This is a genomic window from Cupriavidus sp. GW822-FHT06G04 (assembly GCF_058799075.1).
The window spans coordinates 20,742-32,393 of the sequence record NZ_JBXALD010000009.1; the positions used below are offsets into that span (position 1 = coordinate 20,742).

Sequence of the window (11,652 nt, forward strand, 5' to 3'; positions counted from 1 at the left end):
TCAATCGACAGTCGCGCCGGAGGCTTTCACCACGGCTTTCCATTTGACATACTCCGCGCGCGTGAAATCGCCAAACTGCTTCGGCGATCCCCCCACGGGATCCGCGCCCTCGCGAATCATCTGCGCCTGCAACGACGGCAGCGCGTCGTTGACAGCCTGATTCAGCTTGGCAATCACATCTGCGGGCGTGCCCTTGGGCGCAAAGAAGCCGAACCAGGATCCCGCAGCAAAGCCGGGGAAGCCTTTCTCGGCCACCGTTGGGACATCGGGCAGCGAGCGCGAGCGCTTGGCGCTGGACACCGCCAGTGCGCGCAGCTTGCCGGCCTGGATATGCGCCATCACCGACGGAATGGTGGCAAACATGAACTGCACGCGACCCGACAGCAGGTCGTTCAACGCATCGGCGCCCTTGTACGGGATGTGCGTGGCCTGCGTGCCGATACGTTCGGTCAGCATGAACCCGGACAGATGCGACGACGTGCCCACGCCAGTGGAGCTGTAGTTGAGCTTGCCCGGGTTGGCCTTGGCATACGCGACGAATTCGTCGAAGTTCTTTACCGGCAGCGATGGATGCACCACCAGCACATTGGGGACATCGGCGATCTGCACCACGGGCACCAGATCGGTCAGCGGATCGTAGTTGAGTTTCTTGTAGAGCGTCTGGTTGATCGAAATCGGCCCGACCGAGTTCACCAGCAACGTGTAGCCATCAGCCGGCGCGCGCACCACGAATTCGGTACCGATGTTGCCACCCGCGCCGGGGCGGTTGTCGACGACGAACGACTGCTTGAAGCGCTGCGCCATCTGTTGGCTGACGCTGCGCGCCAGCATGTCCGTGGTGCCGCCCGCGGTGAATGCCACCACCACGCGCACCGGCTTGGCGGGATACTCCTGGGCATGCGCGGCCACGCCGTGCGCCAGCGCGGCCATCATCACGCCGGTCAGCAGCCGGCGCGCACGAATCCATCGTGGGGCAAGGTTGTTCATGGATGTCTCCGTTCCGTTTATGGTTATGTTTGTGTTCGCTTCGTGCGCGGTTGAAGGCGCGCGGCCTCGTCAGGCCGGAAAGTCGTACAGCCGCGCGGGATTGCTCACTAGCACGCGCTGCCGATCCGCGTCGTCAGGCAGCCAGCGCGCCAGCAGGTTGAACAGTGCGCCGTCATCGGGCATCTGCGCCGTTTCGAAGTAGTTGATATGCGGCCAGTCCGATCCCCACACCACCTGTTCCGCGTTGGCCGCCATCAGCGCCGCGACAAAGGGATCGACTTCGCGATACGGCGCGCCGGCCGACTGCAGCCGGTCCGCGCCGGAAATCTTGGTCCACGCCACGCCCTCGGCCAACATTGCGCAAAGGGTCTGGAAGCCCGGGTCGTGCACGCCGCGCGCCGTGGCCATGCGGCCCATGTGGTCGATTACCAGCGGCAGTCGCAATGCCTTCAGGCGCGGCCCGAGTTCGACGAGATCGGGCGCATGGATCCAGATCTGCGCATGCCAGCCGCGTGCCCGGAGACGCGGCGCCAGCGACTCCAGCACATCGATGCCGACGCCGTTGCGATACACCGCGTGGCCGGCCAGCTGGTACAGGTTGAAGCGCACGCCGCGCACGCCGGCATCGTGCCAGGCGTCGAGCTGTGCGTCGGCAATATCGGGCGCAGGCACCGCGATGCCGCGCAGGCGTTCGGGGTATTGGCGCAGCGCATCGATAACCACGCTGTTGTCGGTGCCGCTGGCGCTGGCGGTGACCAGCACGCCGCGCGTCAGGCCCAGTTCGTCGAGGTGCGCGATAAAGGCGTCTGCGGGATGTTCGGCAGGCGTGTAGCTGCGGTCTGCGGCCAGCGGATACCGTGCAAACGGACCAAAAACATGGGCGTGGCTGTCGCACGCGCCGGCGGGCGCGCGGAATGCGGGAGCCACCGCAACGGGCAGCGGTGGCAGGCAGGGACGTGTCATGGCGGTTCTCGCTTTGCCGATTGCGGCAGGATGGAAGTCGATCGCGACCGGGGCGCAGCGCCTACTCGGCGGCCTTCAGGCGTCCGGCGGCGGCCAGCGTCTGGGCGCGTGCGTCTTCGCGCTGTAGCGAAGCCAGCAGCTCCTGTGGCGACGACGCCTGCGCCATGCTTCCGACATTGAGCAGCCGGCTTTTCACGCTGCCTTCGGCAAGCGCCTTGCGCAGCGCCGCGTTGAGCGTGTCAACCAGCGCGGCCGGCGTGCCTGCCGGTGCCAGCAGACCCGTTGCGGTAGTGGCTTCGAAATTCGCCAATCCCGCCTCACGCAACGTCGGCACCTTCGGCAACGCGGCATCGCGCTCGCGCGACATCACCGCCAGCGCGCGCAGCGCACCCGACTGAATATGCGGCGCGGAACTGGTCAACTGGTCGACGACCATGTCGATCTGCCCGCCCATCAGGTCGATCAGCGCCGGCGCCGATCCCTTGTACGGCACCTGGTTGAGCTGAATCTTCGCGGCGTCTTCGAGTTGCAGCAGCGCCATATGGTTGGTGGTGCCCGGACCTGCATGACCGGCCGTGACCTTGCCGGGATTTGCGCGGGCGTGCGCGAGCAGCGCCGCCACGTCCTTGAACTGTCCATTGCCGCCCTTCACCACGACCACCAGCGCCGTGGTGGAGACCAGGCCCACCGGAGTGAAGCTGGCCAGCCTGAAACTGGTGCGCGTCATGCGCGGCAACACCACCACGGCATTGGGCGTGGTGACCAGCAGCGTGCTGCCATCGGGCTCGGCACGTGCAACGGCCGACGCGCCAATCACGCCGCCCGCGCCGGGTCGGTTGTCGACAATCACGTTGCGCCCCAGGTTCTGCTCCAGCGCCGGCGCAATGGCGCGCGCTACCACATCGAGATTGCCGCCCGGCGCAAACGGCACGATCAGCGTGATGGGCTTGTTCGGCAACGCTTGCGCGCGTGCACCGATGACATAGGGCGCTGCGCCCAGCGCAACGATCTGCGCCAGCATGCGTCTGCGATTCATGGTTTGTCTCCTCCACACAGGCGGTGGGCATTTATTTTTGGCAAATCGGCAAATGTCTAGCGATGGACGGGATGCGGCGCCAAGCCGGCATCCGTCGCGGGATCTGCGTCCCGTGCACCACGATGGGATTTCAGTCGCGGAAGCCAGGATCCAGACGATCGAGCTTACGCAGCAGCGCGGGCCATTCCATCAGTCCGTACGGGCGGCGCGTGCCGGGCTGATAGTTGTTCCAGGTTTCCTCCAGCACATCGGCGGGCACCTGCTGCAGCGGCGTATTGCACGACATCGCCGCCACCTGCGAGCGGCACGCCAGTTCCAGGCGGTGCATCCAGTTGAAGGCCTCACCCACGCTGTTGCCGACGGTCAGCGCGCCGTGATTGCGCAGGATCAGCGCCTCGCCCTTGCCCAGATCCTCGATCAGCGACGCCTGCTCGGCGGTATCGAGCACCACGCCTTGATAATCGTGATAACCGATCTTCAGAAAGCGCATCGCGGTCTGCGTGATCGGCAGCAGGCCGCATTCGAGCGACGACACGGCCATCGACGCCCAGCTGTGGGTGTGGATCACGCAGGCCACTTCGGGACGCGCGTGATGCACCGCGCTGTGGATCACATAGCCGGCCTTGTTGATGCCGTAATTGAGCGCGCCGAAATCCGGTTTGGAAAGGATCTTGCCGTCGTGGTCCACCTTGATCAGGCACGAAGCCGTGATCTCCTCGTACATCATTCCGTACGGGTTGATCAGGAAGGCGTTCTCTTCATCGGGCACACGCACCGAAATATGGTTGGCCATCATGTCGGCCATGCCGTACAGCTCGACCAGCCGGTAGCATGCCGCCAGATCCACGCGCGCCTGCCATTCCGCGTCACTGCACTGGTTGCGCATGGAAGGAATGCTGAGCACACCGGGTTTCGTCATGATCTGTCTCCTTGGAATTGCTGCCGATTCAATCCGAGCCGAGCGCGAGCTCGCTCGGGCGGCGTTTTTCGATGTGATACTTGAGCAGCGCTGCGCTGCGATAGATGCCGTGTGCAAACTTGCCGTACGGCAATGTCAGGAACAGCGCCATGACGATACCGAGATGCACCGCAAGCAAGGCGGCCATCGCGCCGGTGTCGCGGGCGGCCAGCAACGCGAGGCCGCTGGCGCTGGTCAGGAACAGCAGCGCGATGAACCCGCGGTCCATCGGCTTCTGGCTCGCGTCCATGGTGCGCGCATCGCGTTTCAGATTCAGCCACAGCAGCCCGGCCGGACCGATCAGCAGACCGACGCCGCCCGCGCTGCCCAAAATCACCGGCAAGCTGAGCACCGGATACGGCGCGTGCAGGTCGAGCAGATAGTGATAGAGCGTGGCCACCACGGTCGCCGCAAAGCACAGCATGAAACCGTAGAACGTGAAGTGGTGGAAGCGGCGGCGCAACAGCGTGAACGCGTCATCGTCGTTGTTGCAGCCCTGGCCGTGGCCGCCATCCAGATACTTGAGCCGGAGCGCGTCGTGGGCCGCGCCGCCAACCGCCGCGCCGCGCGTCTCGCCGCTGCGCACGCCGGGCGTGACGCGCCGCCAGAAGCGCGTGACGCCGATGCCCAGCGCGACCATCGCAAACACGAACACCACGCCGAACATCGCCGCCAGCAGGTTGTGCGGAAAGATCGCGTAGAAGTTGCCGGCCAGCGGCTCATGCAGCAGCGTGCCGCGCATGGCCAGCACCATCACCAGGAACAGCGCCAGTCCGCCGGCCAGCGCCAGCGCCATCGTCAGTCCGGCACGGCGATACAGTCCGCCCAGCGCCACTGGGAACGCGTAATCGCCATAGGTTTGCACGCGCACCTTGGCCATCGCCTGCGGAATATTGACCGCGAACTCGTGCGGCGGGGCGTATTGGCATGCGTGATAGCACGCGCCGCAGTTGTGGCACAGATTGGCCAGGTAGTGGATATCGGCCTTGTTGAATTCGAGCCGACGCGTCATGGCCGGAAACACCGCGCAGAAGCCCTCGCAATAGCGGCAGGCATTGCAGATCTGCAGGGTACGGGCCACTTCGCCCTCGTCCGCGGTCAGCGGCAGCGCGCCAGTTGCAAGCGCCGCCGCCTCGCGCGTCAGCGCTTCAAGATGTTGCATATTCCTTTTCCCGTGATGCCGCGGCGCCAACGCTCGCCGCTTTTGCCGCCGCCTTTGCCGCTTCGGTGCCTGCGATGCGGCCGAACGCGGTGCCGATCGCCATGCCGACGCCGGCGGTGTAGCCCTTGCCCAGCACGTTTCCGGCCATCATTTCTCCGGCCACAAACAGATTGCGGCTGGGCTTGCCGCCGAAATGCACGGCGGCATGCTCGTCGACCTTCAGCCCCAGATACGTGAACGTGATGCCGGGGCGCAGCGCGTAGCCAAAGAACGGCGCGGTATCGATCGGCCGCGCCCAATGGGTTTTCGCTGGCGTGACGCCTTCGGTATGGCAGTCGTCCAGCACCGTGTGATCGAACTTGCCCACGCGGCATGCGGCGTTGTAATCGCCGATGGTGCGCATGAAGGTCGCTTCGTCAAGGCCGAGCTTGCGCGCCAGTTCGGGCAGCGTGTCGGCACGCACGCCCGGAAACACCGGCGGCATGAAACGGCCCACAGCCTTGGCGTCGATGATCGAATAGCCGATCTGCTGCGGCTGCTGCGCCACCAGCCGGCCCCAGATCGCATAACGCTTGGGCCAGAAGTCCTCGCCTTCGTCGTAGAAACGCTCGGCGTTGGCATTCAGCACCACGCCCAGCGACACGCAGTCGATGCGCGTGCAGATGCCGCCGTCGTACAGCGGCGCGCGCGCGTCGATCGCCACGCAATGCGATTGCGACGGATCGCCGATCGCATCCGCGCCTGCTTCGATCATGAATTTCAGCAGCACACCCATGTTGAAGCGCGTACCGCGGATCAGAAAATTGTCGGCTGGCCATTCGCCGCGCTCGTTGCGGCCCCAGGCTTCGCGCAGCCATTCGCGATTCGATTCGAAACCGCCCGCGGCCAGCACGCAGGCGCGCGCCTCGATGCGCTCGGCGCCGATGCGCGCCGCCACGAAACGGTCGCCGTCGAGTTCGATGGCATCGACCGGGCTGTTGTACCGGATCTGCACGCCGAGCTTTTCAGCGCTGCGGAAGTACGCATTGACCAACGCCTTGCCGCCGCCCATGAAGAACGCGTTGGTGCGCGCCACATGCAGCGCGCCCGACAGCGGGGGCTGGAAATGCACACCGTGGCTGCGCATCCAGTCGCGGCACGTCGACGAGGCGCGAATGGCCAGCCGCGCCAGTTTTTCGTCGGTGAGCCCGCCAGTGACCTTCAGCAGGTCCTGCCAGTACTCCTCTTCGGGATACGCGTCGACCAGCACATCCTGCGGCGCGTCGTGCATGCACCGCAGGTTGCGCGTATGGGAGGAATTGCCGCCGCGCCATTCGCGCGGCGCGGCTTCCAGCAGCATCACGCTGGCGCCGGCTTCGCGCGCCATCAGCGCTGCGCAGAGGGCGGCATTGCCGCCGCCGATGACGAGGACGTCGATCATGTGCGGACGCCCTGCCCGCGGGTTTCGAGTGTGAGGATGGACACGGCTTTTTCTATGCCTTCAAGAGTCTGGTCGAGACTCTATCGGCGCCGCTGAACGCTGCTAAGCCCTTGTCCGGCATGGGGGTATCACGATTCGTGATGCCCACGGCAACGCGCGTGGCGCCGCGCCATGCGTTTTCAGAACCGTCTCATATTCGCGCGGCGCGATTTCCGGGAAAGTCTTGTCAACAGCACGTGCATCGCCAATACGCGAACCCGCACGAACCCTGCCCGGCTCCACAACATTCCGCCGTCATGAGCGCTACCGCAGATCCACACCCACTGCCTGCTTCCGTTCCAACGCCGCCATCTCCGACACGGGCGGCCCCCTCAGCGGCGCAAGCGCGCCGCCGTACGGGGCGCCGTTCGTGCCGCGCTCTGGCCCGGCACCGATGGCAACGCCCCGCGCAGCCGGACGCCCTATGCCTCCAACAGGCGCGCCCCGCGCCATTCTCCGGAACGCACCAGTCCGCGCGCCGTGTCGGCCAGCACCACCCGCAGGGCCAGTGCCGCGGGCGACAGCTCATCGTCGGACAAGCTGCACAGCAGGTTCTTGCGCCCGACCTGCGGATCGTCGATCTGCGCCAGGTGAAAGCGCGTTGCCGCGTCCGGATAGCGCCCCACCGCCGCCCAGGGCTGCAACGTGGCGCCAAACCCCATGTCGACGGCATCCATCAGCATGGCCAGGGAATCCACTTCCTGGATCACGCTGGGCGTCACCTTGGCGCGCGAAAACGCTGCGTCGAGCGTGCTGCGCAAGCCATGCAGACCAGTCGGCATGATCAGCGGCACGCCGGCAAGATCGGCCATGGTGCATTGCGTGGGAGGATCCGCGCGGCCTTGCGGCAGAGCCTGGCGCGACTGAATCAGAAAAAGGGTTTCCTCGAGCAGCGGCATCACCGTCCAGCGGCGCGCGGCGTGGGTGTCGAACAACACGGCCAGATCAAGCTGGCGCGCGTTGAGCATGGCCGTGAGATGGCCGGAGAGGCTTTCCACGATATGCAGGCGCACATCGGGGTAGCGGTCGCGCATGGCGCGAATCAGTGGCACACCGATCACCGATGCCGTGGTGGGCGCCAGCCCGACGCTGACCGCGCCCGACAAGCGTGCCTGATGGGCGGCGCGGCGCGCTTGCTCCGCATGGCGCAGCGTGAGCTGGGCCTCGTGGAAGAACGCCAGCCCGGCCTCGGTCGGCGTGACCCCCTGCGGGGTCCGGCGCAGCAGGCGCGTGGCCAGTTCGCTCTCCAGGCGGCTGATCTGCTGGCTGACCGCCGATTGCACCATATCGAGTTCGAGCGCGGCGCGGCTCATGCTGCCAAGCTCGACCACCCGCACGAAATACTGAAGCTGGCGCAATTCCATCTGGCTCCCCCGGCAGGGCCGACCCATCCGCGCCAGCGGAAGTCGGCTTCCATGTTCTGGGGCGTCTTATACCAGATACGCCGGCGTCGCGCCCGGGGCGGCTGCCTGGGTCGGGGCCACGGCGCGGTCCGCGGACACGGGCCAAACGGCGCGTCAGGCTTCGTCGGCGCCGCTATACCAGTCCACGGTCTGGTCGAGATAGACAAGACCCTTGTCGGCCAGCGCTGGGCGCATGTTGTACATGTCCACGCCCAGCACGCCCGAGGCCAGCTTCTCGCGCTTGGCCGCCTCCAGCGCCTCGCGCTCAGCGGCCTTGCGCGCGATGTCGGCGGCATGCGGCCGCGCCACGACAACCACGCCGTCGTCATCGGCCACGATCACGTCGCCAGGTCGGACCTGCGCCCCGGCGCAAACCACCGGCACGTTGACGGCGCCCACGGTCTCCTTCACCGCGCCCTGCGCGGACACCGCGCGCGACCAGACCGGAAAGCCCATGGCGTTGAGCGTGCCGACATCGCGGCAGCCCGCATCGAGTATCAGCCCGCGGGCGCCACGCGCCCGCAGCGACGTCGCCAGCAGATCGCCGAACACGCCGTCGGTGCAGTCGCTGGTCAGTGCCACCACAAGAACATCGCCGGGGCGGATCATTTCCACGGCGACATGGATCATCCAGTTGTCCCCGGGATGCATCAGCGCCGTGACCGCGCTGCCCGCAATCGCGACGCCGGACTGGATCGGCCGGATATACGGCTTCATCAGCCCGGTGCGCCGCTGCGCCTCATGCACCGTGGCCACGCCCGACGCGCCAAGCGATTCGATATCGCGCGCGTCGGCACGCAGGATATTGCGATATGCCACCGTTCTCATGCCAGTACCTCCGCCACTTGGGGAAACACCCGTGCGTAGCCCTCTGCGTATTGAACCTTGCGATCCGAGTTGCGCGTCGCCTGCGCGCCGCGCTGCAGGGCCACGCGCGTGTAGTAGTCCCACAGATGTTCCTGCGCGGCCATGGTCTCGAACGCACGCTGCTTTTTCTCCCATACCGGCGAAATGTCCAGCAGCACATCGGGCTTCCAGTTGCATTGCTCGGGCTGATGCGGCTCGAACAGAAACACCGGAGGCGCACCAATCACCGGTACTTCGGGCCTGTAGCCATGCGCCTGGGCAATGACGCGCGCTTCCTGCGCGACGTGCGTGGCCAGCGGATGGTCGAAGTTGTAGATGTCCTCGCGCGAGTGGCTCAGCACCAGTTCCGGCCGGATATCGCGATAGATATCGGCCAGCCGCAGCAGCGCGTCGTCCGGCACGCGCAGCGGGTAGTCGCCAAGGTCGAAGCAATCGAGCGTGCCGCCCAGGATCTCGGCCGCGCGTTGCGCTTCCTCGTGGCGCGCGGCCTTGACGCGCTCCATCGTCATCCCGGGCTGGCGCCACATCTTGGCGGATTCGCCGCGCTCGCCGAACGACAGGCAGACGATGCGGACGTGGTAGCCGCGCGCGGCATACAGGGCAATGGAGCCGCCCGCGCGCCAGACAAAGTCTGCGGCATGGGCGCTGACAACCAGAATCGAAGGCTTGGCAGCCGTGGTGCTTGGATGGGACATAAGACTTCCAGAAATCGTTGGGGCTGGCGAATCGCGTGCGACGCGGACGGGCGCAATGCGTCAGTCTGCGGTGATGCCGGCCTTGCGGATCACGCCATTCCAGGTGGCAGTTTCGGTGCGCACGAACTGGCCGAACTGTTCGGGCGTGCCCGATACGATCGTCACGCCCAACTGGCTCAGTTGCTTGCGGACGTCCGGATCAGCCAGCGCCGTGTTGGCGGCGGCATTGAGTTGCCGGACGATCGGCGCCGGCGTCTTGGCGGGCGCCACCAGACCCCACCAGACCGACGCGGTAAAGCCCGGCAAGCCTTCTTCCTTCGAAGTCGGCACGTCCGGCAGCAGCGCCGAGCGGTTTGCGCTGGCCACCGCCAGCGGACGCAGCGTGCCGGCCTTGATATGGGAGACCACTTCGAGCGGATTGATCGGCATGAAGGTAATGCGTTCCCCAATCAGGTCAGTAATCGCAGGCGCACCGCCCTTGTATGGCACGTGCAGCACGTCGATGTTGGCGGTCTCCTTCAACATCTCCCCCGCCAGATGACCGGAGCTGCCGTTGCCGGCCGATGCATAGCTGAGCTTGCCCGGCTGCGCCTTGGCCTGCGCGACCAACGCCTTCATCGATGCGATCGGCGATTTGGCCGGCACCACCACGACCAGAGATGCCTCGCCAATGCGCGCCACCGGTGCGAAATCGCTCGACGGATTGAAACCGAGCTTGTTGAACAGTGCGGAATTGGTGGCGAGGCTGTTGGACGCCATCATGATGGTGTAGCCATCGGCCGGCGCCTTGGCCACGAAATCCATCCCGATGTTGGTGCTGGCGCCGGGCCGGTTGTCTACGATGATCGGCTGCTTGAGCAACTGGCTCATGCGCTGCCCCACCGACCTGGCCACGATATCGACCGCACCGCCGGCCGCATACGGCACCACCAGGCGTATCGGATGGTCGGGGAACGTCTCGGCACGTGCGCTGGCGCCGACCAATGTCAGCGACGCCATCAGTACCCCCGACAGGATGGGGCGGCTGGCGCCGTGCGACATACCAATACGAACAAGCCTGCGCAGCATCATCGTCTCCAGATGTTTTCAGAATGTGGTCGCATTCTCTGCGCGGGCCGTGATACTGTCCAATACGTTTTCACATCGCCGGTTATTTCGATTCGCTATTATGGATTTCCGCCAGCTTCGCTATTTCGTGGCCGTTGCCGAAGCCTTGAGCTTCAGCGAAGCCGCGCGTCGCCTGCACGTCAGCCAGCCGCCGCTGAGCGTGCAAATCAAGGCGCTGGAAGACGAACTGGGCAGTGCGCTGCTGGAGCGATCGCGGCACCATGTGGCGCTGACGCCCGCCGGCGAACTGTTTCTGGACAAGGCGCGCGCCGCACTGGCGAACCTCGATCAGGCCCGCGAGGTAGTCAAGCAGGTGGCGTCGGGCGAAGCGGGGGAAATCCGCGTGGGCTTCACGGCGTCCGTGCCGATGCAGGATGCCTTTCCCCGTGCGGTGCATGCGTTTCGCGAGGCGCATCGCCACGCGCGGCTGGAACTCGTACACCTGTCGACCGGGCAGCAATTGCAGCAACTGGAGCATGGCGATATCGACATCGCCTTCCTGCGCCCGTCGCCGCAGTTTCGTCCGCCCGCCTCCATCACCGTGCGAGAGGTGTTGACCGACAAACTCGTCGCAGTGCTGCCGTCGGGCCACACGCTTGCCGCAACGGATGGCCTGCGGGGTATCGATATCAGCGCCCTGTCTGCCGAAAAATTCCTGCTGTTTCCGCGCGGGCTTGGCTGCGGGCTGTTCGATCACGTCACGACGTTGTGCAACCGGGCCGGATTTGCCCCAAAGGTTGCGCAGGAAGCCCGCGAGGCCACGACAATCATCGGCCTCGTGGCCAGCGGTGCGGGGGTGTCGGTACTACCGGCGATCTACGCGCGCACCGGCATCCCGGGCGTGACCTATGTACCGATAGCGGGTCCGGACGCGGCGAGCCGTATCCTGATGGCACATCGCGCCGAAGCGCTCTCGCCCATCATGAAACGGTTTCTCGGCTATTTCTAAAAGACGGCCCGCCCCGCCCCGAAACGACGCGGGACGCGGGCGGGCATGCTTCAACGGCGCTTCGGA

The 11,652-nt window shown here is 65.9% G+C and carries 11 protein-coding genes; 1 reads left to right on the top strand and 10 read right to left on the bottom strand.

Translation table 11 applies throughout. From position 1 onward, the window contains the following. From AC1RKI_RS20040 to AC1RKI_RS20085, 10 genes are all read right to left on the bottom strand, one after another. Complete coding sequence (locus AC1RKI_RS20040) at positions 1–987, bottom strand: Bug family tripartite tricarboxylate transporter substrate binding protein (RefSeq protein ID WP_407648897.1); 987 nt, start codon at positions 985–987, stop codon at positions 1–3. Between the two features lie 69 nt (positions 988–1,056). Then, positions 1,057–1,950 carry an amidohydrolase family protein gene (locus AC1RKI_RS20045; RefSeq protein ID WP_227461284.1) on the bottom strand — a complete coding sequence of 298 codons (894 nt, stop codon included), beginning with the start codon at positions 1,948–1,950 and terminating at the stop codon, positions 1,057–1,059. Positions 1,951–2,011: 61 nt separating this feature from the next. After that, the gene (locus AC1RKI_RS20050; protein ID WP_341248772.1) at positions 2,012–2,986 is read right to left on the bottom strand and encodes a Bug family tripartite tricarboxylate transporter substrate binding protein; all 975 of its coding nucleotides are present in this window, start codon (positions 2,984–2,986) and stop codon (positions 2,012–2,014) included. A gap of 130 nt (positions 2,987–3,116) precedes the next feature. After that, positions 3,117–3,905 carry a class II aldolase/adducin family protein gene (locus AC1RKI_RS20055; RefSeq protein ID WP_150980002.1) on the bottom strand — a complete coding sequence of 263 codons (789 nt, stop codon included), beginning with the start codon at positions 3,903–3,905 and terminating at the stop codon, positions 3,117–3,119. 28 nt (positions 3,906–3,933) lie between these two features. Beyond that, complete coding sequence (gene tcuB / locus AC1RKI_RS20060) at positions 3,934–5,106, bottom strand: tricarballylate utilization 4Fe-4S protein TcuB (RefSeq protein WP_492796957.1); 1,173 nt, start codon at positions 5,104–5,106, stop codon at positions 3,934–3,936. Beyond that, complete coding sequence (gene tcuA, locus AC1RKI_RS20065; protein WP_061958012.1) at positions 5,093–6,526, bottom strand: FAD-dependent tricarballylate dehydrogenase TcuA; 1,434 nt, start codon at positions 6,524–6,526, stop codon at positions 5,093–5,095. Before tcuA ends, tcuB begins: the two co-directional genes overlap by 14 nt. A gap of 461 nt (positions 6,527–6,987) precedes the next feature. Next, positions 6,988–7,929 (bottom strand): LysR family transcriptional regulator, encoded by a 942-nt coding sequence (locus AC1RKI_RS20070; RefSeq protein ID WP_061958014.1) that lies wholly within the window; start codon positions 7,927–7,929, stop codon positions 6,988–6,990. Between the two features lie 153 nt (positions 7,930–8,082). After that, the gene (locus AC1RKI_RS20075; RefSeq protein ID WP_490713803.1) at positions 8,083–8,796 is read right to left on the bottom strand and encodes a 4-carboxy-4-hydroxy-2-oxoadipate aldolase/oxaloacetate decarboxylase; all 714 of its coding nucleotides are present in this window, start codon (positions 8,794–8,796) and stop codon (positions 8,083–8,085) included. Further along, positions 8,793–9,530 (bottom strand): PIG-L deacetylase family protein, encoded by a 738-nt coding sequence (locus AC1RKI_RS20080; protein ID WP_492796954.1) that lies wholly within the window; start codon positions 9,528–9,530, stop codon positions 8,793–8,795. Before AC1RKI_RS20080 ends, AC1RKI_RS20075 begins: the two co-directional genes overlap by 4 nt. A 60-nt stretch (positions 9,531–9,590) precedes the next feature. Beyond that, positions 9,591–10,598: a Bug family tripartite tricarboxylate transporter substrate binding protein gene (locus tag AC1RKI_RS20085; protein WP_150979997.1), complete on the bottom strand. Its 1,008-nt coding sequence runs from the start codon at positions 10,596–10,598 to the stop codon at positions 9,591–9,593. 100 nt (positions 10,599–10,698) lie between these two features. Here AC1RKI_RS20085 and AC1RKI_RS20090 point away from each other — a divergent pair, with 100 nt between their 5' ends. Next, on the top strand, positions 10,699–11,586 hold the full coding sequence (locus AC1RKI_RS20090) for a LysR family transcriptional regulator (protein ID WP_227461287.1): 888 nt from the start codon (positions 10,699–10,701) through the stop codon (positions 11,584–11,586). Positions 11,587–11,652: the final 66 nt, after the last annotated feature.